Source organism: Blautia sp. BIOML-A1 (assembly GCF_009883055.1).
GTDB lineage: Bacteria > Bacillota > Clostridia > Lachnospirales > Lachnospiraceae > Blautia_A.
On record NZ_WWVR01000002.1, the window covers coordinates 63340 to 88793 of the forward strand.

A 25454-nucleotide genomic window follows, 5' to 3' on the forward strand; every position below is an offset into this window, starting at 1 on the left:
GACATATGACAGATCATTATCAGGAACAGCAGCAGGCACGCAGGAAGGCACTCCGTCTTCTGGAACATATGGACAGGACGGAGCGTGGTCTTGCCGACAGACTGAAGCAGGCAGGCTTCTCTGAGAAAGCGACAGAGGACGCGGTATCTTATGTAAGAGAACTGGGGTATATCAATGATGAGAGATATGCATTTCATTACATTATGTATCGGATCCATAATAAGAGCCGTCAGAAGATCTTTCAGGAACTGCAGCAGAAGGGAGTAGACAGACAGACAATACAGTCAGCATGGGAAGAGGCAGAAGAACTGGAGACACCGGATGAGCATGCACTTCTTGTCAGTCTTATAGAAAAGAAATATCCTGCGGATTCAGAATTGGATGAGCGAGAGATGCGCCGCCTTATGGGATACTTTGCAAGACGCGGGTTCAGACAGGGTGAGATCAGTTCTGCACTGGAAGAATTAAATATTACATTCTGCGTAACTGCTCGCAGGTAATATTCCGCGAAAATATTCAAACAATATAGATAGAAAAACTTGACATAATTCTTAAAAACAGCTAAACTTGTATTGTTGTATTTGTACAATGAAAACTAAATAAGGAGGTGCTCCTGTGGCAAGCACAATTATTGTTGCAATTGTCGCTGTAGTGGTCGCACTGCTTATTGCGGTTCCTGTTACTTGCAAGGTTGCTGTCAATAACAAAGCTCAGAAAGATGCGGAAGTTGTTGGCACAGCAGAAGACAGAGCAAGAAGCATCATAGATGAAGCTTTAAAAACTGCTGAAACGAAAAAAAGAGAAGCATTATTGGAAGTAAAGGAAGAATCTCTCAGAACGAAAAACGAACTGGAGAAGGAAACCAAAGAACGTAGAAACGAACTGCAGAAGTATGAAAGGCGTGTATTATCAAAGGAAGAATCTGTTGATAAGAAGGCTGATGCAGTTGAGAAGCGTGAGGCAGAGTGTACAGCAAAGGTTGCTGAATTACAAAAGAGAGAAAAGAAAGTAGAAGAACTTGAACAAAAAGGAGTACAGGAACTGGAAAGAATTTCCGGTCTGACCTCCGACCAGGCAAAAGACGAGTTACTCAGAAGTGTAGAAGACGATGTCAAGGTAGACGTAGCCAGACTCTACAAGGAATTAGAGAACAGAGCAAAAGATGAAGCAGACAAGAAAGCAAAAGAATATGTGGTCAATGCCATTCAGAAATGTGCAGTAGATCATGTAGCTGAAACTACAATTTCAGTTGTGCAGCTTCCAAGTGATGAGATGAAGGGAAGGATCATCGGACGTGAAGGACGTAACATCCGTACACTGGAGACACTGACAGGTGTGGATCTCATCATCGATGATACTCCGGAAGCAGTTGTTTTATCAGCGTTTGATCCGATTCGCCGTGAGATTGCGCGAGTTGCTCTGGAGAAGCTTATTGTGGATGGACGTATCCATCCGGCAAGAATTGAAGAAATGGTAGAGAAAGCACAGAAAGAAGTAGAAGCACAGATCCGAGAGGATGGAGAGAATGCTGCAATGGATGTTGGTGTTCATGGTATTCATCCGGAGCTTCTGAAACTTCTTGGACGTATGAAGTTCCGTTCTAGCTATGGACAGAATGCACTGAAGCATTCTATCGAAGTGGCACAGCTTTCCGGACTTCTTGCAGGAGAAATCGGCGTGGATGTCCGTATGGCGAAGCGTGCAGGTCTGCTTCATGATATTGGCAAATCCATTGACCATGAAGTAGAGGGTTCCCATATCCAGATTGGTGTGGATCTTTGTAAGAAGTACAAAGAAGGACCGATCGTCATCAATACAGTGGCGTCACATCATGGAGATGTTGAACCAGAGTCTCTTATTGCATGTATTGTTCAGGCGGCTGATGCAATTTCAGCAGCAAGACCAGGTGCAAGAAGAGAGACACTTGAGACATATACAAACCGTTTGAAACAGTTGGAAGACATTACCAATGAATTCAAAGGTGTAGACAAGTCCTTTGCTATACAGGCGGGCAGAGAGATTCGTGTAATGGTAGTACCGGAACATGTGACAGATGCAGATATGGTTCTGCTGGCAAGAGATATTGCCAAACAGATTGAGGCTGAGCTTGAATATCCGGGTCAGATCAAGGTAAACGTTATACGAGAGAGCAGAGCAGTAGATTACGCTAAGTAATTATAGAAATACCCAGAAAGAGTGTGATACATATAAGTGTCATGCTCTTTTTTTGTTCTACTTTTTATAATAAATCCGTAGAATTGTACAGGGTGAAGCTATGAGAAAACATTCAGACTGGCACAGGACGAAAGGCTTTCCGGTACAGAGTCTGTTTATGGCCGGACTTGTTATAGGAATAGTCCTTCCGGATATTCTCTGGAGAATGGAGTGGCATCAGCAGACACTTTCGACAATGTATCTTTTGAGAACATTTGCAGCGGGGAGTGAAGATCAGACAGAATATTTGCTGCAGGTAGTTAAGATGAGAGGCAGTGTGTATCTTCTTGGAATGGGATGTGGGATTTCTGTATTTGGAGTACCATTTGCAGTGGCAGGAAGCGTTTATCTCGGAATGAAGTTGGGGTTACTTCTGACAATGTCTGTTCTGCAGTTTGGCTTGCAGGGCGGACTGGTTGGAGCAGGACTGTTATTTCCGCAGTATCTGTTTTATATTCCATCTGTTTTTTATCTCTGTGATCAAAGTTACAGGCAGTCTATGAAAATCTGGAAAAATAAAGGAATGATAACAGGCAGTGTATCGAGGTATTTTTTGCAGGTTATTCTGAGTGGAATCTTTTATCTGCTTGGTATGCTGACAGAGGTATATTGTAATCCGATCGTGCTGGAATGGCTGCTGGAAAAAGTTGGAATTTTCTGAAAAACAAGATATAGTATGGTTTACCATAATCTGAACAATATTTTGTATTCGACGTTGAAAACGTTGATTTTACATGAAAATTTGGAAAAAAACAAATTGATTTTATGTAAAATAGAAAGTATAATCAGAGTACATCAGATGTGGTGTGAACAGTGATCACCTGATAGAAAACATGAACTGACAGAAGTTGCTGTCGGACAGTGAAAGACATAGTACAAGGTTAGACAGGAAATAAAAGGAATGGAAAGAACACTCGCAGAATTTATCGCATATTTACATACGACTAAGAATACATCGGCTAATACAGAAATTTCATACCAGAGAGATTTACGGAAACTGATCCGATATCTGCAGGAACAGGATATCTGTGATTTTGTGGAGGTGACAAGTCTGGATCTCAAGGCATATCTCAGTGAACTTAAGAATGAGAATCTGGCATCCTCAACAATCTCCAGAAATATAGCGTCTATCCGTGCAATGTTTCAGTATCTTTTTAAAGAGGGAAGAATCAAAGCGGATCCTTCCGAGGATCTGAAGCCGCCTAAGGTAGAGAAGAAAATGCCGGAAATATTATCTGTTCAGGAGGTAGACCGCCTTTTGAAGCAGCCGAATATCAATACAGCAAAGGGACTTCGCGACAGAGCAATGCTGGAACTGCTTTATGCTACAGGCATGCGTGTAAGTGAACTGATTCATCTTCAGGTCTCGGATCTGAATCTTCAGTTTGGATATGTGATCTGTCATGATACAGACAGGGAGAGGATCATCCCGATTGGAAATGTCAGCAAGAGAGCACTTGTAGATTACATGGAGCATGGAAGAGGATATTTTGTAAAGAATAAGGCAGAAAATGCCCTGTTCACAAACTGTTCCGGCAGATCCATGAGCAGACAGGGATTCTGGAAAGTTCTCAAGAGCTATGCGGAAGCAGCGGGTATTTACCGAGACATTACACCACATACATTGAGACATTCTTTTGCAGTACATATGCTTCAGAATGGAGCTGATATCAAGAGCGTACAGGAAATGCTCGGACATTCGGATATCTCTTCCACCCAGATTTATCTCGGGATGAATGTAGCCAGGATGAGAGATGTTTATATGAAAGCACATCCGCGTCATTAAGTGGATCGTCAATAAAACAGAAAGACCGTGAATACAGAACTTATATAAAGAAGAGTCTGTATTACGGTCTTTTTACTTTAATAATAAAGCCAAAAATGAATTCAGTTTTAGCAGAGCTCTGCGATGGTGTAGAGAAGTTTCTCGGATTCTTCCCATCCGAGACATGGATCGGTAATGGATTTACCATAAATATGATCACAGCCAATCTTCTGATTACCTGGTTCAATATAGCTTTCAATCATCAGTCCTTTGACCAGCTTGTGAAGTTCTGGATCAACAATGCGGCTGTGCAGGATTTCTTTGGCAATACGAACCTGCTGTTCATACTGTTTGTTGGAGTTGGAATGGTTGGTATCTACAATGACAGCAGGATTTTTGAGATCTTTTTCCTGATATTTGTCAAGAAGAAGACGAAGATCCTCATAATGATAGTTTGGCATTGCCTCACCATGTTTGTTGACAGCACCACGCAGAATTGTATGTGCGAGGGGATTTCCGTCTGTCTCTACTTCCCAGCTTCTGTAGATGAAACGATGAGAAGCCTGAGCTGCAACAACAGAATTTATCATAACGCTGAAATCACCGCTGGTAGGATTTTTCATTCCGGCAGGGATATCCATACCGCTGACAGTCAGACGATGCTGCTGATCCTCAACAGAACGTGCACCCACTGCAACGTAGGAAAGAATGTCGGAGAGATAACGATAGTTTTCAGGATAGAGCATCTCATCCGCACAGGTAAAACCACTTTCCTGAATTGCATGAATATGCATCTTGCGGATTGCTATCAGTCCTGCCAGCATATCAGGTGCCTTTTCTGGATCAGGCTGATGGACCATACCTTTGTAACCCTCGCCTGTAGTACGTGGTTTATTCGTATAAACGCGAGGAATGATCAGAACCTTATCTGCTATTTTGTCCTGTACTTTGCGAAGGCGAAGAAGATAATCGCAGACCGCATCCTCATTATCAGCAGAACATGGACCAATGATCGCAAGAAATTTATCTGATTTCCCGGTAAAGACATCACGGATTTCCTGATCACGTTTCTCTTTTAAGGCCTGGATCTCAGCATCGATAGGGTACTGATTGCGAATCTCAGCAGGCGTAGGTAATTTTTTGATAAAATTAAATGCCATGTGTTCCTCCTTTGTGTGTTTTTATGCAACACCTTGTAATACAATACTCCAGTATCAGTGGAGAACCGGAGTTCTTTTGTTTAAAATTAAAGTATACAACGCTTTATTATAAACGATTCAAAACTTCTTGTCGATAGGAAATGCTTTGGAATTTTGCATAAGCAACGCATAAATATGAAGCCCGCTTAAAAGAATCTCGCTGAAGAGGATTCCGTACAGATAGCCGCGGATCCCGTAAACCGGAATTGCAAATACTACAAAAAGAATACGGGTCAAAATCCCGGCGGCACTATGAACAAGGCTTCGTCCGGTCTGCCCAAGCCCATGTAGGATGCTTGTCAGAGTTGTATTCAGGTACAAAAAGGGGCAGATAAAAGAGAGGGTCTGTATATAAGCTCCGGCAGTCGGACTTTGAAAAAGAAGATCCCCTATAAAGGCTCCGGCACAATAAAAAATAAGAGTACAGATGCAGCCGAGCAGCAGGCTGGCCCGAAGTGTCTGAACAGTAATATAATGTATCCTTTTTTTGTACCCAAGAGCCTGCATTTCTGCGACAGAAGGCATGAGCATTACGGAGGCAGAGTTGGTGATCGTGGCAGGAAACAGGATACAGGGAAGTGCGAGTCCGGTAAAAATACCGTAGATGCTGAGTGCTTCGCTGGAAGAAACTCCATACATCTGAAGCCTTTGCGGAATCAAAACGACTTCAATAGCGGCAAGCACGGAGAGAAGAAGCCGATTCACCGTAACAGGAAAGGCAGTACGGAGGATTTCATGTAAATCCGAAAAAGGTTTTGTAATCTGAAAAATCCTGTGCGAGCAGCTGCGAAAGTGAAGTGAGAGAACAAGCAGCGAAAGGATAGAGGCGGCGAGCTCTGAAGCAAGTGTGCCGCCGACAGCAATCATGGCGGTCACGGGAAGATTATTGGAAACACAGATCAGATACAGAAGGAAAGAAGAACCGACACGCACAAGCTGCTCAACAAACTGCATGCCGGATGGAAAAGCGGCTTTTTTGCGGGCAAAATAATAACTGTTGATACAGGAATGAAGAACAGCCAAAGGCAGGCTGAAAGCAAGAATGCGCAGGAGCTCTTCTGTACGTACTTCTCTGAGAATCTGTACAGCAAAAAAATCGGCTTTCAGAAACAACAGGGAAGAAGCCACACAGGAGAATAAAAAAGCAAGAAGCGTTCCAAGACAGAAGAAATCACGGGCTTTTTTGTGTTCTCCGGTTGCAAAGTGAGCGGCGATCAGACGCGAAAGGGCGGTCTGTATACCAGAAGAGGTTATGGCGAGCAGGAGAGTCTGGAGAGGGAGAACAAGCTGAAACAGGCCAATTCCCTCTGCACCAATTGTATGAGACAGGAATATCCTATAAAAAAAGCCCATAATGCGGCTTAAAAGTCCGGCGCAGGTGAGAAGAAAAGTTCCCCTGAAAAAAGTTTTTTTCGACATACAGAATACCTGGAGCTTTTTTGTCAGTATATGCGTAAAACTACCTTGACAGAACAAATGTATTCTGTTAAAGTAGGTTTTGAAATAAATCCGACTAAAACACTGGGAATTATGAAGAGGTGAGTGGATGAAACTGTCAACAAGAGCAAGATACGGTCTCAAAGCTTTGATTGATCTGGGTCTGCATTGTGAAACAGAAGCCGTTTCCATTCAGAGTATTGCGGTCAGACAGAATATCTCCGACAGTTATCTTGAGCAGCTTATGGCGAAACTCAAGAAGGCAGGTCTGGTAGAGAGCACCAGGGGAGCTGGCGGAGGCTACAGGCTTGGACGTCCGGCAGCAGAGATTTCTGTGGGTGATGTCCTGAGAGTGCTGGAGGGAAGTCTGGAGGCAGCACAGTGTTCCGGAATGGAAGATGAGAGCACCTGTGAGAATCATGACATCTGCGTGACGAAATATGTGTGGAAACGGATCAATGACAGTATCACACAGGCAGTGGATACCATGATGCTGGATCAGTTGATAGATGAAAGCCGGAAAAAACAAAAGGAAAAGATCTAAAATTCATTTTTTATCAGGAGGAAAAAACATGAATAAATTAATATATCTGGATAATGCGGCAACAACCAAAACTGCACCGGAAGTTCTTGAGGCAATGCTTCCGTATTTTTCCGAGTACTATGGAAACCCGTCCAGTATTTATGATTTTGGACAGAAGAGCAAAGAGGCAGTGACAAGAGGAAGACAGCAGATAGCGGATGTCCTGAATGCAAGGAAAGAAGACATCTACTTTACAGCAGGCGGAAGCGAGGCTGACAACTGGGCACTCAAGGCAACCTTTGAAGCATATAAATCCAAAGGAAATCATATCATCACAACCAAGATCGAGCATCATGCGATCCTGCACACCTGTGAATATCTTGAGAAGGAAAGAGGAGCAAAGATCACCTATCTCGATGTAGATGAAAATGGTATTGTACGTCTTGATGAACTGGAGAAAGCGATCACACCGGAGACAATTCTGATTTCTGTTATGTTTGCAAACAACGAGATCGGTTCTATTCAGCCGATCAAAGAAATCGGCCGCATTGCCAGAGAACATGGCATCCTGTTCCACACAGATGCAGTTCAGGCATTCTGTCAGGTTCCGATCGATGTAGAAGAGTGTAATATTGATATGTTAAGTTCCAGTGGTCACAAGATCAACGGACCAAAGGGAATCGGCTTCCTTTATATCCGTAAGGGCGTTAAGATCAGATCCTTTGTACATGGCGGAGCACAGGAGCGTAAACGCCGTGCAGGTACAGAGAATGTTCCGGGAATCGTAGGATACGGTGCAGCAGCAGAGCGGGCAATGAAAAACATGAAAGAGCGTACAGACAGAGAAATCGAACTGAGAGATTATCTGATCGGACGTATCACCAGTGAAATCCCATATGTAAGACTGAATGGTGACAGAGTAAGACGTCTTCCGAATAACGTAAATGTAAGCTTCCAGTTTATCGAAGGTGAGTCCATGCTCCTGATGCTTGATCAGAACGGTATCTGCGGTTCAAGTGGGTCTGCATGTACATCAGGTTCTCTGGATCCATCTCATGTACTTCTTGCTATCGGACTGCCTCATGAGATCGCACACGGTTCTCTGAGACTTACCCTGAGTGAGGAGACAACAAAAGAAGATCTTGACTTCACAGTAGATAAACTGAAAGAAATCGTACAGAATCTGAGAAGTATGTCTCCACTGTATGAAGATTTTATCAAAAATCAGAAATAATAATTAATGAAAAACAGAAACAGGAGGAATAAATATTATGTACAGCGAAAAAGTTATGGATCATTTTCAGCATCCAAGAAATGTAGGAGAAATTGAGGGCGCAAGCGGTGTAGGAACTGTCGGTAACGCAAAATGCGGTGATATCATGAGAATGTTCCTTGATATCGATGATGAGACACATATCATCAAAGAATGCAAATTTAAAACATTTGGCTGTGGTGCGGCAGTTGCAACCAGCAGTATGGCAACAGAAATGGTCAAAGGCAAAACTATTGAAGAAGCAATGCAGATCACAAACAAAGCCGTTATGGAAGCACTTGACGGACTTCCGCCGGTCAAAGTACACTGTTCTCTTCTTGCAGAGGAAGCAATTCACGCAGCACTGTGGGATTACGCTGAGAAACATGGTATTGTGATCGAAGGTCTGGATAAACCAAAGTCAGACATCAGCGAAGGCGAGGAAGAAGAAGAGTACTAAGAAACAACGGCTGTGAGGGGGAAACATAAATTTGAGGCTGCTGTCTGCAGGAAATGTCCCAAGAGGTGTTTTTGTATGCAGATAAATTGTGAGGTGAAATGTTGACAGGACTTACAGACGAACAGGTAAATGAGCGGATCGAGCAGGGCAAGGTTAATGCGGATGAAAATCCAAACACCAGGACATATAAACAGATCGTCAGAGAGAATACGCTGACCTTCTTTAACTTTTTGAACCTGGTACTTCTGGTACTTGTACTGCTGGTCGGTTCATATAAGAATGCATTTTTTGTATGTATCATTATTATCAATACACTGATTGGAATTGCACAGGAAATCCGTGCAAAGAAGACCATTGACAAGCTGGCGATTCTGACCGCGAAGAAATCAATTGTCATTCGTGAGGGAAAGAAGTGGACTGTCCCGACAGAGGAACTGGTTCTTGATGATCTGGTCTGTCTTAAGACCGGTGATCAGGTTCCGGCAGATGCAAAGGTACTGGAAGGCAGTGTAGAGGTAAACGAATCACTTCTGACAGGTGAATCAGATAACCTTCCAAAGAATGTAGGAGATGAACTTTTTTCAGGAAGCTTTGTAACAGCAGGAGAGGCCTGCTGTCAGATCATTCATGTCGGCAAGGATAACTATGCGGCACAGATCACCAGCGAAGCAAAGGAATTCAAGCGTCACAATTCAGAACTTAAGAATTCTCTGAATGCGATTCTGAAAGTGATCAGTATCATTATCGTGCCGCTGGGAGCACTGCTGTTTTATAAACAGTACTATATTGTAGGAAATACGTTCAAGGCTTCTGTTGTGAGTATGGTCGCAGGTGTTCTGGGAATGATTCCGGAAGGTCTGGTACTCCTCACCAGTGTGGCATTGACACTGGGAGCACTGGTTCTGGCCAATAAGAAGACTCTTGTACAGGAGTTATACTGTATTGAGACTCTGGCAAGAGTTGATACACTCTGTCTGGACAAGACCGGAACAATCACTGAAGGAACCATGTGTGTAGAGCGTGTGGAGTCGTGGTGTGAGAGTCTTCTCAGAAATCTGACAGAAGACAAAGAAGAGCCGGACGAAGGCAGAATGCTCCAGGATCAGGAAATACAGCCGGAAAATGCTGAAACACAGAATCCAGATACCGGTTCGCAAACGGAAGCGGATCAGGCAGAAACCATAGACGAAACGGCAGCTCTGCAGGATATTCATGAAATTGAGGACATGATGGGAAATCTCATGTATGTTCTTAAAGATCAGAATGCGACGATTGATGCCCTGCGTAAACGCTTTCCAACCAAAACATCTATGACGCCGGAGCATATTATTCCGTTTTCTTCCGACAGAAAATACAGTGGAGCTGTATTTGAGGATAGAGGAACTTATCTTATGGGAGCGGCACAGTTTCTTTTTCCAGAGGGAAGAGAAGAAATCCTGGATGTCTGCCAGAAATATGCACAGGAAGGACTTCGAGTCCTTACACTGGCACACAGCAGTCAGATGGCAGAAGGTACAGAACTTCCGGCCGATCTTGAACCGGTGGCACTTCTTCTTCTGACAGATGTGATCCGAGAAGAAGCTCCGGACACACTGAAATTCTTTGACAGCCAGGAAGTTGACCTCAAGGTGATCTCGGGAGATGATCCTGTCACCGTTTCTGCGATCGCGAAGCGGGCAGGTCTTAAGAATGCAGAAAGCTATGTGGATGCGACAACACTGGAAACAGAGGAAGATTTAGAAGAGGCTGTTTCGAAATACAGTGTTTTTGGTCGAGTGACACCGCAGCAGAAAAAAGAAATGGTACAGGCTCTTCAGAAACAGGGACATACCGTTGCCATGACAGGAGATGGCGTCAACGATGTTCTTGCTCTCAAAGAAGCAGACTGCAGTATTGCCATGGCACAGGGAAGTGATGCGGCAAAGAATATTGCCAACGTAGTTCTTCTGGATTCAAATTTTGCATCCATGCCACATATCGTGAATCAGGGACGAAGAGTCGTGAACAATATCCGTACAGCGGCATCCATGTTTCTGATCAAGACTATGTTTTCTGTCATGCTGTCACTTCTGACAATCTTTTTTGGAAACACGTATCCGTTCGAACCGATCCAGATGTCACTGATCAGTGCCTGCGCAGTCGGGATTCCAACCTTCCTTCTTGCACAGGAAAACAATTATGACAAGATCGATCATACGTTTCTCCGACATGTGTTCCTGAATGCGTTTCCGGCAGCAATCACTATTTCATCCTGTGTGTTTGCAATCATGCTTGTCTGCCAGAATGTATATCATTCCAATGCCATGCTGAGTACGGCCTGTGTACTGGTCACAGGATGGAACTATATGGCAGCATTAAAAACGGTTTATGCACCATTGAATACCTACCGTAAGGTAATCATTTATGGAATGCAGTTTATTTTCTTTGCCGCGGCAGTCATATTTCAGAAACTGCTGGCCCTTGGTTCCCTGGACTTCGGACTGATCATACTGGTATTTATCCTGATGACATTTGCACCGGTTCTGATCGATGTGATCACAAGCTGGCTCAAAGGGATTTATGCAAAGTCTCTGGATCAGGAAAAACCGGGAAAGTTTACAGGATTTGTGAATAAACTCAGCAGAAAAAAATAAATAACGATAAGTGAGAAAACAGCATTGCAGCGTGAAGCTATGATGCTGTTTTTTTTGCAAAATTTCGGCAGAATAGCTTTTGAAAAAACAAATTTGTGTAAAACCTATGCTAAGATGCTGAATATCAAAGAAAAGGAGGTGGAAAGAACAGAGGGATTTTTGAGGAAGATAGGACGAAAGACGATTACTGGAATTTAATCTGGGTTTCTACAATTGTATTTTGCGGAAACCCAGTTGAAATCCATGAAAACAGACCTGATACAAAAAAAGATGCCGAAAGTAAAAAGCTGTTTCTATTTAATGTATCACTTCATTTTTTTGGTTTCATTGATTGCATCAATCGTACATCGCAGATTAGATTCAAGCAGTGGATGATACTTGGGATCGACAGAATCCATAAGCAACATAAAATTATTTTTATGGACAGAATCATCATCAATACCCATAAGAATAAAATCGGAAGACACTCCCAAAACTTGGCAGAGTTTCTGGAGTGTGGATAAAGACATCCCTTTTTGACCGCATTCAATATACCCAAGAAAAAGAGTGGATATGTCCAGCTTTTCGGCAAGGGCTTCCCGGGAAAGATGAGCCTGTTTTCGTGCGAATCTGACCCGCTGCCCAATTTGAACGTTTAAGTCTTTTTTCAGCAGGAATCCCTCCTTTGAAATAATTATAAGATGATTATTCTTAATATTGTAAAAGGAATATAATTGACAAACAATTTACCGTCGGTAATAGAAAAAAATTACTAATAGTTGAATTGGTGGGAAAAATTCAAAGTATAAGTAATATATCAGAAGTCTTTTTATTTAACCAAAAAAATGAAATGTCATGTTTGTTTAATAATATTACTGTTAGTAATATGAAATAGTTACTATAAGGTTGATTTAAACGCACTAAAATTGTATAATAAACAAAAAAGAGAAACATATCTATTGCTTGTCCAAAAGATCGAAATCGGGCAATGTGTCTTCCGAATTGTATTACAAAAATCCTTTTACAAATAAGGAGTGAAAAAGAGAAATGTTTGACTTCAACAATAATTATCAGAAAATTCAAGAATTAATAAGAAATTATCGTGCAATAAAGAGAAGAGCAACGGAATTATTTGATGAAAGAGAAATCTATAACCATCAGAAAGCAGAACTTTTTGCACGTTTTGGAAATAGATATGGAAATGTTGCAGACAGTGAAGCCAGAATCTATACAGAGCAGGAATTAACACAGTTAAGACTTGAACTGGCGAACAGTGCAGGATTATGGCCTCTTATTAAGAGTATGCTTGGATTTGGGAAAAGTCAGAGAGAGGTTTACCGGGAGTTAATGGGGAAACTGACGGGGCTTCTTAACTTTATGGAAGACCAGATTCGGGACTGTCGAAGTGAGGCTGATGCAATCTGGTATAAGCTTCAGCAGATATCCGAGGAATATACACAGGCATATAAAAGTGCCATGTGTTATGGAGGATGTACCAGTGATTCTGACTGGACCAGTTATGTTATACCAGAAACTCTCGAGAATCCAAGAATTTTTCTGGGAGATCTCCTGAAACCTTTTATGACAGAAGAAGAACAGCGGGAACTGTCTGGTGATGGAAAGATTTTATTTAATCTGTGCAGGGATGGTGAGAAAATTGCTGTACCGTGGGGATTTTTATTGTCAGCACCGATACAGCTTAGCATTGACTATGGAACAAGGACCACAGACAGGGCAAGACAGATCCTTCAGTCAATCATTTATCAGACATTGCGCAGTATACCGCAGTACTATATGGAATTTCATTTTATGGATGCAGTTACATCCGGAAATGATTTCAGAGATTTTATCCGTTTACAGCAGGTAAAAAAGAACGATATTGTTATGCTGAACAGAAAGGTAACAGGTGGTTCCTATCATCTTGCACAGTCTTACCTTAAAAGTGAGGATATCAGCCGGGGACTGACAGCACTGGTGCAGAGGATGACAGCGGTTATTAATGAAAAGGCCGCCTATACAACTGTAACGGAATACAATGCGGAACAGGGAATGGACGCATGGATTCCATATCAGATGATAATCGTGCAGAATCTTCACGAAGGATATTCTGACAGTGATTTTAAGAATATCCAGTATCTGATCGAAAATGGAAGAAATCTGGGTGTCTTTGTAGTTATATTAAATAATGTAGACCGTTGGGAAAACGAATCCACACACAGCAGAAAACAAGATCTTGAGAGCTGTTTTTCAGCAGAGGCAATACAGAATCTTTTTCGGATTGATGTAGGGACAGATATTTCGTCAACATGTGTGAGGGGAGTCGAAAGTGATTTCCGACACTGGCAGACCGGTGGTTCTCATCTGGAATTTATCGAAAATATCGTAGAGCAGCTTGTGGCAGAAAAGAAGCTGGACAATGAATTTCAGCGTATTTTTGACATAAATGCTCCTTTCGGACAGATGGATTCCACAAATGGTCTTCATATTCCATTTGCAATCAACCAGAGAGGAGATATTATTTCATATTCACTTGGACAGGCATTGAATGCGCATGGTCTGATCTGCGGTGGTACCGGATCTGGTAAGAGTTCGCTTTTACATATGCTGATCAGTTCTATTGTGATGAATTATACTCCGGAAGACGTGGAAATCTGGCTGTCTGACTATAAGATTACAGAATTTTATTCTTACAAGACCAATACACCTCCACATATACGGTTTATTGGATTGTCAAAGACATCTGATTTTTCATACGCTTTTCTGGATAAGATCATAGACGAGATGAACCGCAGACAGACAATCATTGCACAGGCAGATTACGATTACAAAGCCGGAGGCGGTAAAAGCAATATTACTTCATTTGGTGATTACAGGAAAGTATATGGCAAGAACTCCATGACAAGACTGCTCATCATTGTAGATGAATTTCATGTGATGAGTCAGCATGCACAGCTGGAAACAGAATACAAGACAAAGCTGGAGAATATTCTGTCAGAGGCGAGAGCTCTTGGAATTATCCTGCTGCTTTCAGATCAGGCAATCGTAGATGGCCTGAGAGGACTTTCGGATAAGGGAAAGAAACAGATAAAAGCTAGAATCGCACTCTCTAATTACAAGGATGAACTAGAAGAAACTCTGAATGAAAAAGAAGCAGATAAAATTCGTTCTTTCATACATATGAAAGTCGGAGAGGTTGCGGTCCAGACGATTCAGGAAAATGAAGATCGTGAAGAGGTTCCGACAATCGAACGTGCCATGGCAATTTATATTAATGGAACGTGTCGTTATAATGTGAATGAGAAGGCAAGAACAATTTATCATGCAGAGGACTATGTGGCAGATGTTTTTGATGATCGTGTTGTGGATCCTATGAAAATCGAAGAGATCGATCAGTGGGAGAAGGAAAATGTGATTTCTCACAGAGATGGCAGCAAAGATTTTCATATTTATCTGGGACGACCTGTGAATCTCGGATTTGCACTTCATTTTCCACTGCTTCAGCGGAAGGGAAATAATATCATGTGTGCTTCTGGAACGGAAGAACAGCAGATGCGTATTCTGAGAGCAATTATTTCAAGCTTCGCACGACAGTCCGACTTTTCAGTTGATATTATGGCAGACAGTTATGCAAGTGTATATCGTGAATACAAACCGGAAATTCTGGAATTTGAAAAAAATTATCCGGAGATAAGGGTGCATGATGATCTGGAAGATATCTGTTACAAAATCGTTGAAACATTAGAAATCATAAAAGACAGGAGTAATACCAGAAAACAACTGATCGTATGGCTTGGGCTGGATTCTATGGCAGACATTCTGGCAGATGAAAGAAACAAAAGAACACCTGTACTAAAAAAAGCAGAAGAGAAAGCAACGCAGTCGGAAGTATCGGAGAGCGTTTCTGAGGAAGAATCAGAAAAAACAGATTTTAATGACTCGGCACTGGACGAATTCAGTGCTCTGTTTGGTGATATGGATCTGTTTGGAGAAGAAGATATTAATGAAGAAGAGCCGGAAACCGGGAAAGAAGCACAGACTTCTTATTTATATGATGCCAGAAATGATATAGCCAGAATTATACATCTGGGACCTACATGTAATGTATTTAATCTGGTGATCTACGATTCAGCTTCCGCACTGAGAGATTTCAGAGAAGTAAAGACACTGGATTTCAATCACAAAATTGCATTTCCGATGAGTGATTATGAAGCGGGAGAATTTCTTGATCAGCCAAGACTGATAAGAGAACTTTCCGGACAGCTTGCATACTATCATAATGGAAGAGCCGGAAACCGATTCGTTCCATACAAATTATAAACAGAAGAGGAAGGGGAAACAAAATGGTAGATATTGATCTTGAGACCGTCATCAACTTTTGTGATAAATTCGAAAAAGAATATCTGGAAATTCTGCATCAAAACGCACAAAGATTAAAGGTTGCTGCATCAAGTGTAACAGAAACTCTTAAAGGAACGGAAATGGCAACCAAGTCTTCTGTGAAGCTTGAAATGATTGCAGATGCATTGTATAAAGCCACACAAACAGGTGAGGAACGGATTTTGGAACTGAAAAAGAGAGCTCAAAGAGAACTTGATGAAAAAGAACGTATAGAAGGTCGAATCAGATAGGAGAGAATTGACATGGCTGGAAAGGTATTTGGAAATGCTTCAGAAGTAAGAAGCCTGGCGAAAATCACAAAGATGTGCATGGATGCAATTTCAGAAAACAATAACAGAGGAAGTACACTGTTGTCAACGATTGAAGGTGCTGAGTCTGATAAACTCTATGAGCAGGCAAAAGAGATTGTAGAGTATACAAAGAAAGTAGTAGAACTGGGCAAAGAACCTCTGGAGGATGTGAGTGGGGCTCTTGAGGAATATGCAGAATTTCTTGAGTCACATGGGAAACCCTGAAAATACATACAGATAGCAGGCTGATACAAAATGAGTGATGGAGTTTTAAAGTCAGATCCGGATGCAGTCTGGAATTATGTGGTTTCATTAAATGAGAATAAGGAATACGTTGATGAAGCTGTCAAAGGTGCAAAAGATGCACTGGAATCTCTGCTGCAGCGGCTGAACCAGAAACGGTCTTCTATTGCAGATAAGAGATCAGAGTGGGAAAATCAGATTCGTTTTTATGCAGATGAAAGCGAATCTGAGCAGGATCCGAAAAAACAGGAAGATTACAGGAAAAAAATAGAAGAAGCCAAAGCCAGGATAAGAAAGCTGGATATACAGGATGAAGAAATCATATCCATCATAAAAAAAATTCCTGACTATGTGGATCTGCTTACAAACGCACAAAGGAGAACTGGACGTTCATTTACAAAATCCAAAAGAATTCTGAATGCCTATCTCAAGATGGTAGAAGAATATAATGTAATGACCAGAATGAGGGAATGTGGATATAGTGGAACACCGGGAAAATACGGAGTAATGCAGTTTCGAGGAACTACATTTTACTGCAGTGGAAGTGCTTATGCACCAACAGAAGATAATCTGAAGCGAATGGAAAAGGGAAGAGCCCCGATAGGATACGATGGTGATCCGATAGAACTGCACCATCTGATTCAGTCCGAGAGCGGCAGTGTCGTAGAAATTTCAGGGAGCATGCACAGAGAGAATCATAAAACATTACATATTAATACGTCAGATATACCATCTGGAATTAACCGTTCCAGCTTTCAGATGCTCCGAAGTGCATACTGGAAGCGGCGGGCACAGACACTGAGGAAAGAAATGAGAAAATAAGATATGGACACAACAGTTTCTTATTATGTGAGAAAAAAAGTAAAAGATGATTTTGACAAGTGCAATTGGACAGACGGTGTGGGTAAGAAGTTTGAGGATGTTGCACTGACAGAAATGCTGAAAGCACTGGATGAACTGGAAACAGCACTGGAAGAAACAGAGAAGTTTTTTACAAACGCAGAAAGTATTCTGGCAGACACAAGACCGGAATAAGTGGGGAAAGACGAATGAAAGTAGTTCAGGGAAATTACCGACAATATCAGCTGGTAGATAAAACCAGAAAAAAGGATATAGATGGTATCAGATATCTTATTGCCGGTGAAAGAAACTTATGGGCAAAGCTGCTGAGAGATAAATCAGAGACCAAAAAAGCAGAAATTTATAACCTGATAACCAGAAATGGTTCTACAGGATTTGAGAGACCAATTGAATTACTGACAGATGAAAAAGGCAAATTTGTCGGATATACCTTTTATGGACCGGATATGGACATTGTCCCGGAAAAGAAACAGGATACGGGGATTCCGCCTGTTAATAATCCAGATATTCCGGACTTTTCGAAGCCGCCGGTTTCGACATCAGGATCAACGTCAGGAGTAACACAATTGATAATTCTTGTGGTTATAGGCGTTTTGATGCTTTTTATTATGAAAAATCTGCTGAACAGATATCTCCTGATTTTTATTTACGAGAATATTTCACAGGTGGCAGGTGAAGGATGTGCGAGACTTTCCTTTGATGGAATACTTCCGGGGGCTGTTGGAATTGCGGCACTGGTGCTGTATCAGCGCAAAACCGGAGGAGATATGGATACCATTCAGAAATACTGTTTAATGGCAGTATTAAGTTTTGCAGCAGGGGTTCTGATTACCTATGTGGTTATTGGTATAATCTGTGTTCTGGTAATTGGGATTTTCGGAGTGGTAAAAACCTATCAGTCGGTAATTTTTACAGTAATCATAGCGGCTGTGCTTATCAAAATGTTTTTGCCGGGTCGGAGAAGATAAAATATAATAACGAAATTCCTCTGTACAGAGGTTTCAATATAAAATTTACAAAAAAGGGGAAAAGAGTATGAGACACATGAAAAAAATTCTGACTGTTTTACTGGCAGCAGTGATGCTTATCTGTATGTCAGTAAGTGCAGTTTGGGCAGAAGGTGAAGAAGTGGCGCAGCAGACGACTGCGGATAACATGAGTTTTGATGTTATTTTTGCCATTGATGGAAGTGGCTCCATGAAAAAGTCAGATGCGTTGAAATTGAGGCTGACAGCAGGACGGCTGTTCACGGAAATGACATATTCTAACACATCAAGAGCTGGATTTGTGCAGTTCACTAATATTATTATGGATAGCCAGGGACTGACAGACCTGTCTACAGAAGACAGTAAAGCTTCATTCAGAGACCGCCTGTCAGGACTGCAGGATTCTGTAAAAGGAAGCTGGGATACAGATATTTCTCTGGGACTGACACAGGCTTTAAATCTGTTAAAAGAGGGTGATTCCTTCAATGGAGACAGAAATCCTATGATTATTCTTCTCAGTGATGGAAACACAGACCTTCCAAATGGACCGAGAACCGTAGAGGAATCCAATGCAGAATTGACAGGAACTCTTAGTGAGGCAGCTTCTCTTGGTGTTCCGATTTATTCTATTGGCCTTAACTATGATGGAAAACTGGATGTAGATTACATGCAGAATATTGCCAATCAGACAGGTGGAGCCTTTTATAATATCACTACCGCAACAGATTTCAACAAATATATGACAGATATTTTTGGAAATGTTGCAGATGGTGATCTGACAGGTCTGAATCCAGCGTATATAGATGGAAGATTTGTAACAGATTTTGTGATTGACAATGGCAGTGTACTGATGGCCAATATTGTTATTCTTACAGATAAAGGCGTAAGTGATCCGCAGCTTATAGATCCAACCGGAGCGGTGGTTCCTCTGGATGCAGACCATGGAGTGATTGTTTCGACGGATACTTCGGATGAGAATAAAGTATCGACGTATACGATCCTCAAAATCATGTATCCTGTACAGGGAGCATGGAAAGTCAGTGTAAAGGGTGAAGCCGACGATGCAGTACAGGTAAACCTTCTGACTACATATGATATTTCTTTTAAACTTCTCAACAGCAGGGATCCGATTGCAGGAAATGATATCAATATTTACGGAAAGCTTGTACGTGGAGATGAAAATATCACAGATTCAAACCTGCTTTCGGGAGCTATGGCAATCTGTACTATTATGGATAACAAGGGAAATATTGTCGGAGAGAATCTTCCGATGACTTACAATGAAGAAAAACATGTCTTCATTTGTAAAACGAATCTTGAAAAATCAGGAAACTACTATGTGACAGCACATCTGGAAGGCAAAGATGGAAGCTTCTCGAAAGAAGCTGCACAGTATCAGTTATCCATAGGAAGAGCCAAACTGACCGTATCTGGAAGACCAGATGTCAGCATGTGGTGCAATCCAATCAAAACAAAGGCCTCGGTTGATATCAGCCAGCATGTAAAGAGCGAGTCTCTTGCAGAACTGAACTGCAGTATAGAGGATAATGGAAATAATATTGTAACAGCAGATTACAACAAAGACACAGGAATGCTTAATATCACGCCACTGAGAACCGGCACAGGATATCTGAAGTTGATTTTTTCTGATGCATATGGTCAGAGTGCAGAGCTTACGGTATTCGTCACTGTAAAACCATCCTGGATCTGGTTTGTTGCAGCAATCGTAATTCTGGCAGTGATTGTGGCACTGATTGCTGGTATTATGAAAGCAACAAAACCGGTGCTTAAGGATTCGGTAACCGTAGAACTTTCTTTACCGCCGATGCTTGCAAATCTTACACCGTCACCGGCAACACTGGCAATGCCGGCTAAGAAATCAGAGGTAATTCTCGGAAAACTGATTCAGGGTGATACATTTGCACAGAGCACCCTGGGAAATCCGATCATGCAGGCAGGACTGACAACACTTGTAAATAAGATCAAACTGGTTGCATGCAAAGGAGACGCAGTTACAGTAAAAATCTTACCGAAAACACCGGGAATGATCATGATCAACAACCAGAATGTGGACAATGCAAAAGGAATTTCTTATCCAATGAACAAGGGAGACAGAATTGCAATTCAATTCTCAACAGATGGAAATTCAATCAGTACAGTAACATTACAGCTTGGCGGAGAAGGTGGATGGGATGGCAACTTTGAACCTGGCGGTGACATATTTGGTGGTGGTCAGAGTGGAAATCCATTTGGAAATAATGATTTTGGAAGCCCGTTTGGTGGCGGTGGTGCAGGCAATTTTGGTGATCCATTTGGTGGAAACACTGGAAATTTCGGAAATCCATTCGGCGGTGCCGGAGGATCTTATGGAAGTCAGCCAGGAGGCAGCAACATGGGTGGATTTGATGGAGGTCAGCCAGGAAACAACGGCATGGGTGGATTTGACGGAAACCAGCCGGGAAACAACAGTGCAGATGATTTTGGCACAGGAAATATGGCGGGAAATCCGAATGATTTTGGAAATTCATCACAGGATGACTTCGGCAGTGCAAACGATAATGCCGAAGAAAACAATAACTTCGATTTCGGTGGCGACAGTTCTGATAATGGTTTCGGGGGATTCATCTAAAATCCCCCTCCCTAAAGGGAGACTCTAATCAGAATATGAAGCAAACATCGCCTGAAAAGGATACAGAAAATCTACTTCAAAGTTTATTGAAAGAAGCATCTTTGATATATAGTTCCAGGAACTATAGTTACGATAGGAAGGCTGTTATATTGTATGTTCCTGCATCTGTGGGGAAACTCTATGATGTCACAAAAATTTCTTGAAAAGAAGAATTGAAGAAATAAAAGCAACAGCTGTTTCAGTTGGAATTGATTTGCAGCCAGAGCGCAAAGATATCCTGTTCGATGATGATATCGGAACAGACAGATCTGGAAAATAAAAAAATAATTACAATTACGATAAAAAGACAAGAAAGGAAAGTAAGGACATGGCAGAAGAAGTAAAGGTAAGCTTATTAGAAAAGTCATTAAGTCTTTCAAAAAATGGTGGCATCTATTATGGAGGGGCACGAGTAGAGGCTGACGAACGGACAGCGGTTTTGTTTGTTGGTCTTGGAGGAAGTGGCGCGGATGCTCTGCTTCGTATTAAAGATCAGGTAAAAACCAGAATGATCCTTCCGGCAGATAAGACAGGTGCTCCGGTTGCAGATCAGCCAAAAAATATTGGATATTTGGAAATCGATACAGACAACAGTGGTCAGGCAGCCACTTATGGAACTGCTCATTTTGATCAGTTTGGAAAAGAATTCTGTGATATTTCAGTAAAATCAACACCAGATGTAATCGCAGACATCAAAAAAGCAAAAGCCGCAGGTGAGGAATGCTGGCAGTGGTTTGATGATGATGTAAATCAGGTTGCAGGTTCCAAAGGAGCCGGTGGAATACGCCAGATTGGTAGAATGCTTCTGATGAACAATATTGCAAAGGTGATTAATTCTGTTTCAGGAAAGATTGATCTTCTGACTCAGAATAACCCGGATATTGAGAGATTGCTGGTTTATGTATTTTCAGGTATCTCAGGCGGAACTGGTGCAGGTACATTTCTGGATATGGCATATATTCTGAGAAAGATAGCCAAAGCCAAAAATCCAAATGTAAATATTATGGGATATCTGTTAATGACAGATGTGAATGAACTGAATGGCGGTAAAAAAGAGGCTTTGAGAACCAATGGATTTTCCTGTCTGAAAGAACTGGATTACTGGATGAATTCAGGAGAGCATGAAGACCGCTATTATCAGAAATTTCCAAATGGTTTTGAATTAAATGAGCACGATTGCCCATTTGATTTCTGTCATTTGCTGGATGCATCTGATGTTGGCGGACATAATTTCAACTATGACAAAATTTTAAGATCTGTAGCAGAAAATGTATTTGCCTATATTGCAGGCGAGGCAGGCGGCGATACTTCCACAAGCACGATGGCTTCTCTGTATGATAATATTCAGGGATATATTACAACACTTACTGCATCTGCAAAATATCCGGCAGGCTACAAGTTTCTCTCACTGGGAGCCTCCAAAATAGAAATTCCATATACTGAAATTTCAACATTGGTTGCTGCCAGAGTATTTCAGCGGCTTAATGCAGGAATGTTCAAAAACAGACCGACAGAAAATCAGTTTAATGTAAGTGTATTTAAGGATCTTGAGATGACGGAAGAGTGTATTCGAAGCACGCTTTATAAAAATGTGACTGCTCAGAGACCTCTTCTTGAAGTAAAAAATTATAAATATGCAGATATTTGGCCAAACAATGCCCCATATCAGGCAGTCCACAACTGGATTGCTATGTTCCAGAGATCTGTTGTGCCACAGGCAGCAAATCTTCCGGCGTACTTAGAGGGAAAATTAAAAGAATTTATAAAACGAAATCTCAAAGATAAGAAGACAGGACCAGTTTACCTCAGATATTACATGAAATCACAGCAAAATTATTGTCTGTATCATATGCTCGAGGGATTTCGTAAATATTGTTCCGAGCTGCAGACACAGTGTGAGTCAAAATCAAAAGAGCTGCGGGATAACATGAATCAGGCTTTTGCGGCAGGAAGCAATCTGGGAGCTTGGGATAGTAAAACTAAGGCTGTAGAGAGATATTTGAAGGCGTTAAATGCCTGGTACAGAAATGAGGAACATGGATTCCTGAATGAGAAGATTGTAGAAGTATTGGAGACTGTACAAAGCAGATTAGAACTGTACTATAACAATATCTTAAAACCGCTGACAGATATTTTAATGGAATTGCCGGATATTTTTGACAGAAATGTGGAATATATCAGAGTAAATTCCAGTAAAGTGGATGAAGGCACAGATATTCTGATCAATCCACTCGAGTTTGAACAGACCAGAAAGAATATGTTTGAAGCAGCAGTGGTACAGGCTGAGAATAATTTCCTGGAAAGTCTTTCTACAAATATTCGCAAATGGATAGGCAGAGATATTGATGGTGTTGATGCAAATATTGGGACGGGTATGGATATTTCCGGGTTTATTTCTAACTTTGTATCCGAAAACTTCCAGGCGTTGCTGACAATAAACATGCAATCTGTCATGAACAGCAAACTGAAAAATGGAGAAAGTCTGGAAAATTACATAAGGAACCGCGTAGAGGATCTTTTGAAATCCTCTTATCCAATGTATAAAGAATCTACCGGAATTTTAGGTGAAGTAGCAGAGTTTTCCATGATTTCCGTGCCGAGCAACTGTCCGATAATCTATAAAGTAGTAAAAGAGCATATTGAATCCAAAAATCTTGACAAGATAAAGGTAAAGAAGAGCAAGGAAGAAAGCCGTATGTATATCATCAAGATTACAAGCGGCTATCCATTATACTCTAATGATTACCTTCAGGAAATGGAAAAAGAATATGAAAAACAAATGGGAAATCAGAGTACTACCAGCGGAAAACATCTGAAACCGGAATGGAGAGATCAGCTGCCGTCTCCATGCATCCAGTTGGCCTGGAAATATCCGTATGAATGTCGAAGAACAAAAGAAAGAAATGAGAAATACAAAGCCCTGTTTGACAAATGTTACGCAAATAAGATCATTGACAGAAGAACAGACTGTTTCTTCCTGAGAAGATCAAATCCAGAAGTTGCAAAAAAAGTGAGCAGAGCAAATCTGACAGCTCCTACAATTCTTGAAAAGATGGAGCAGTTTGAAAAAATTAAGTCAAAACTGTGGGATGACAAAAACGGCATAAAATTATTTACCTGTGGTACTTATATGATAGGCAAGCCAGATGGAGAAATGCAGAACGTAAAAGAAAATATGCTTCGTTTTCCACTTATCCTGGATATTCTGGAAAAAGAAAGCGAGCTGGCAGACAGAATTGAGACAATTGAGGAAGAATTGCATTATCCGAAATATTTCTCAATGGCAAATATGAATCATATGATCCGGGTAAATAAGTATACGGGAGATACTTCTTATAAGAAAACAGATACAGATCCGTTTCCAGTCAAACTGACAGAAGGCCATGAAATGCATCCGGATTATAAAGAATATCAGATTTATCAGAGTTTTTGCAGAAGTCTGAATAAAGATATGAAGGAAGAAATTGAACTCCAGTATGACAACCTTAAGAAACGTATTGAAATGAGTCCGAGTGCACTGGAGGAATATATTGAGGAAATTCGAAAATATATTCAGACCTACGAGAAACAGACAGAAAAGGCTCGCAATGAGATGTACAACGCCGGAAAGGAAGAAAGACCGGCATTCCTTGAGAAAATTGAATTTTATCAGGGCTGCATTGAAGAATTAAAACGTATGCTTCCTATAGACATAGACCCAGAACCGGACCCAGTTCCAACACCAGAACCAGACCCAGTTCCAACTCCAGAACCGGACCCAGCACCAACTCCAGCACCATCACCAGCACCAACTCCGGCACCAGAACCGCAAACTCCACCAAGATACTTAAATCCACAGACATGGCAGCCAATTGAGAATCCACAGCCGGGTCAGCAGGTATTTGACACAAAACTGAGTCAAATGGTCACATATACACCGGAGGCACCGAAAGCACCGAGATATCTGAATCCACAGACATGGCAGCCAATTGAGAATCCACAGCCGGGTCAGCAGGTGTTTGATACAAAGCTGGGACAGATGATTGCATATACACCGGAGGCACCGAGATATCTGAATCCGCAGACATGGCAGCCAATTGAGAATCCACAGCCGGGTCAGCAGGTGTTTGATACAAAGCTGGGACAGATGATCGTATATACACCGGAGGCACCGAGAGTACCGAGATATCTGAATCCGCAGACATGGCAGCCAATTGAGAATCCACAGCCAGGACAGCCAGTATTTGATACACAGATAAATCAGATGATTTATTACAATCCATATCAGCAGCCAGTGCAGGGAGGCTATCCGGGAATGCCGGGTCAGCAGCCAGTGCAGGGAGGCTATCCGGGAATGGCACCACAGCAGCCGGTACAGGGAGGCTATCCGGGAATGGCACCACAGCAGCCGACTCAGGGAGGTTATCCGGGAATGCCAGGCGGCGATGAGAATAACCAGCAGTAAAAAAAATATATTTTAAATACCGGAAGGTAACACCGGTGAAGCATAACGCTGTCATAGAACACAGCGTTATGCTTCGTTTTCAGAAACAATTTGGGAGGAAAC

Annotated in this window: 19 protein-coding genes; 16 read left to right on the forward strand and 3 right to left on the reverse strand. The window is 41.7% G+C overall.

What is annotated here, in order from left to right; genetic code table 11:
* The first annotated feature begins 5 nt into the window (after window positions 1–5).
* From GT674_RS02180 to xerD, 4 genes are all read left to right on the forward strand, one after another.
* Window positions 6–500 carry a regulatory protein RecX gene (locus GT674_RS02180; protein ID WP_161284168.1) on the forward strand — a complete coding sequence of 165 codons (495 nt, stop codon included), beginning with the start codon at window positions 6–8 and terminating at the stop codon, window positions 498–500.
* Between the two features lie 115 nt (window positions 501–615).
* On the forward strand, window positions 616–2175 hold the full coding sequence (gene rny, locus GT674_RS02185; RefSeq protein ID WP_161284169.1) for a ribonuclease Y: 1560 nt from the start codon (window positions 616–618) through the stop codon (window positions 2173–2175).
* 100 nt (window positions 2176–2275) lie between these two features.
* Entirely contained in the window at window positions 2276–2875 is a 600-nt protein-coding gene (locus GT674_RS02190) for a stage II sporulation protein M (RefSeq protein ID WP_161284170.1), read from the forward strand.
* A 240-nt stretch (window positions 2876–3115) separates the two neighbouring features.
* Window positions 3116–4000, forward strand: a complete 885-nt coding sequence (gene xerD / locus GT674_RS02195; protein ID WP_161284171.1) for a site-specific tyrosine recombinase XerD — start codon at window positions 3116–3118, stop codon at window positions 3998–4000.
* Window positions 4001–4107: 107 nt separating this feature from the next.
* Here xerD and GT674_RS02200 read toward each other — a convergent pair whose 3' ends face one another.
* Window positions 4108–5139, reverse strand: coding sequence for a 3-deoxy-7-phosphoheptulonate synthase (locus GT674_RS02200; RefSeq protein WP_161284172.1), 1032 nt, complete (start codon window positions 5137–5139; stop codon window positions 4108–4110).
* A gap of 117 nt (window positions 5140–5256) precedes the next feature.
* The gene (locus tag GT674_RS02205) at window positions 5257–6597 is read right to left on the reverse strand and encodes a polysaccharide biosynthesis protein (protein ID WP_161284173.1); all 1341 of its coding nucleotides are present in this window, start codon (window positions 6595–6597) and stop codon (window positions 5257–5259) included.
* Between the two features lie 127 nt (window positions 6598–6724).
* Between GT674_RS02205 and GT674_RS02210 the strand changes: the two genes are divergently transcribed.
* The 4 genes from GT674_RS02210 (at window position 6725) to GT674_RS02225 (ending at window position 11483) form a co-directional block, all read left to right on the forward strand.
* On the forward strand, window positions 6725–7159 hold the full coding sequence (locus GT674_RS02210) for an RrF2 family transcriptional regulator (protein ID WP_161284174.1): 435 nt from the start codon (window positions 6725–6727) through the stop codon (window positions 7157–7159).
* Between the two features lie 28 nt (window positions 7160–7187).
* Entirely contained in the window at window positions 7188–8372 is a 1185-nt protein-coding gene (gene nifS / locus GT674_RS02215; RefSeq protein WP_161284175.1) for a cysteine desulfurase NifS, read from the forward strand.
* A 37-nt stretch (window positions 8373–8409) separates the two neighbouring features.
* On the forward strand, window positions 8410–8850 hold the full coding sequence (gene nifU / locus GT674_RS02220) for a Fe-S cluster assembly scaffold protein NifU (protein ID WP_161284176.1): 441 nt from the start codon (window positions 8410–8412) through the stop codon (window positions 8848–8850).
* Window positions 8851–8948: 98 nt separating this feature from the next.
* Window positions 8949–11483, forward strand: a complete 2535-nt coding sequence (locus GT674_RS02225; RefSeq protein WP_161284177.1) for an HAD-IC family P-type ATPase — start codon at window positions 8949–8951, stop codon at window positions 11481–11483.
* Window positions 11484–11788: 305 nt separating this feature from the next.
* On the opposite strand, the gene GT674_RS18210 is transcribed toward GT674_RS02225, so the two are convergent.
* Complete coding sequence (locus GT674_RS18210; protein WP_161284278.1) at window positions 11789–12208, reverse strand: helix-turn-helix domain-containing protein; 420 nt, start codon at window positions 12206–12208, stop codon at window positions 11789–11791.
* 301 nt (window positions 12209–12509) lie between these two features.
* Here GT674_RS18210 and GT674_RS02235 point away from each other — a divergent pair, with 301 nt between their 5' ends.
* The 8 genes from GT674_RS02235 (at window position 12510) to GT674_RS02270 (ending at window position 25352) form a co-directional block, all read left to right on the forward strand.
* Entirely contained in the window at window positions 12510–15779 is a 3270-nt protein-coding gene (locus tag GT674_RS02235) for an FtsK/SpoIIIE domain-containing protein (RefSeq protein WP_161284178.1), read from the forward strand.
* A gap of 23 nt (window positions 15780–15802) precedes the next feature.
* Window positions 15803–16090, forward strand: a complete 288-nt coding sequence (locus GT674_RS02240) for a hypothetical protein (RefSeq protein ID WP_118251930.1) — start codon at window positions 15803–15805, stop codon at window positions 16088–16090.
* A gap of 12 nt (window positions 16091–16102) precedes the next feature.
* Window positions 16103–16375, forward strand: coding sequence for a hypothetical protein (locus GT674_RS02245; protein ID WP_118251929.1), 273 nt, complete (start codon window positions 16103–16105; stop codon window positions 16373–16375).
* A gap of 30 nt (window positions 16376–16405) precedes the next feature.
* Complete coding sequence (locus GT674_RS17070) at window positions 16406–17215, forward strand: HNH/ENDO VII family nuclease (protein WP_178636800.1); 810 nt, start codon at window positions 16406–16408, stop codon at window positions 17213–17215.
* Window positions 17216–17218: 3 nt separating this feature from the next.
* Window positions 17219–17428 carry a hypothetical protein gene (locus tag GT674_RS02255; protein WP_118251928.1) on the forward strand — a complete coding sequence of 70 codons (210 nt, stop codon included), beginning with the start codon at window positions 17219–17221 and terminating at the stop codon, window positions 17426–17428.
* A gap of 14 nt (window positions 17429–17442) precedes the next feature.
* Complete coding sequence (locus GT674_RS02260) at window positions 17443–18222, forward strand: hypothetical protein (RefSeq protein ID WP_118698999.1); 780 nt, start codon at window positions 17443–17445, stop codon at window positions 18220–18222.
* A gap of 67 nt (window positions 18223–18289) precedes the next feature.
* Window positions 18290–20869: a VWA domain-containing protein gene (locus GT674_RS02265; protein ID WP_161284179.1), complete on the forward strand. Its 2580-nt coding sequence runs from the start codon at window positions 18290–18292 to the stop codon at window positions 20867–20869.
* A gap of 367 nt (window positions 20870–21236) precedes the next feature.
* Entirely contained in the window at window positions 21237–25352 is a 4116-nt protein-coding gene (locus tag GT674_RS02270; RefSeq protein ID WP_161284180.1) for a tubulin-like doman-containing protein, read from the forward strand.
* The last annotated feature ends 102 nt before the right edge of the window (window positions 25353–25454 follow it).

Bases quoted from the DNA above. Each gene is read 5' to 3' on its own strand.
- GT674_RS02180 (WP_161284168.1), top strand. From the start codon at position 6: ATGACAGATCATTATCAGGAACAGCAGCAGGCACGCAGGAAGGCACTC.
- GT674_RS02190 (WP_161284170.1), top strand. From the start codon at position 2,276: ATGAGAAAACATTCAGACTGGCACAGGACGAAAGGCTTTCCGGTACAG.
- xerD (WP_161284171.1), top strand. From the start codon at position 3,116: ATGGAAAGAACACTCGCAGAATTTATCGCATATTTACATACGACTAAG.
- GT674_RS02200 (WP_161284172.1), bottom strand. From the start codon at position 5,139: ATGGCATTTAATTTTATCAAAAAATTACCTACGCCTGCTGAGATTCGC.
- GT674_RS02205 (WP_161284173.1), bottom strand. From the start codon at position 6,597: ATGTCGAAAAAAACTTTTTTCAGGGGAACTTTTCTTCTCACCTGCGCC.
- GT674_RS02210 (WP_161284174.1), top strand. From the start codon at position 6,725: ATGAAACTGTCAACAAGAGCAAGATACGGTCTCAAAGCTTTGATTGAT.
- nifS (WP_161284175.1), top strand. From the start codon at position 7,188: ATGAATAAATTAATATATCTGGATAATGCGGCAACAACCAAAACTGCA.
- nifU (WP_161284176.1), top strand. From the start codon at position 8,410: ATGTACAGCGAAAAAGTTATGGATCATTTTCAGCATCCAAGAAATGTA.
- GT674_RS02225 (WP_161284177.1), top strand. From the start codon at position 8,949: ATGTTGACAGGACTTACAGACGAACAGGTAAATGAGCGGATCGAGCAG.
- GT674_RS02235 (WP_161284178.1), top strand. From the start codon at position 12,510: ATGTTTGACTTCAACAATAATTATCAGAAAATTCAAGAATTAATAAGA.
- GT674_RS02240 (WP_118251930.1), top strand. From the start codon at position 15,803: ATGGTAGATATTGATCTTGAGACCGTCATCAACTTTTGTGATAAATTC.
- GT674_RS02245 (WP_118251929.1), top strand. From the start codon at position 16,103: ATGGCTGGAAAGGTATTTGGAAATGCTTCAGAAGTAAGAAGCCTGGCG.
- GT674_RS17070 (WP_178636800.1), top strand. From the start codon at position 16,406: ATGAGTGATGGAGTTTTAAAGTCAGATCCGGATGCAGTCTGGAATTAT.
- GT674_RS02255 (WP_118251928.1), top strand. From the start codon at position 17,219: ATGGACACAACAGTTTCTTATTATGTGAGAAAAAAAGTAAAAGATGAT.
- GT674_RS02260 (WP_118698999.1), top strand. From the start codon at position 17,443: ATGAAAGTAGTTCAGGGAAATTACCGACAATATCAGCTGGTAGATAAA.
- GT674_RS02265 (WP_161284179.1), top strand. From the start codon at position 18,290: ATGAGACACATGAAAAAAATTCTGACTGTTTTACTGGCAGCAGTGATG.
- GT674_RS02270 (WP_161284180.1), top strand. From the start codon at position 21,237: ATGGCAGAAGAAGTAAAGGTAAGCTTATTAGAAAAGTCATTAAGTCTT.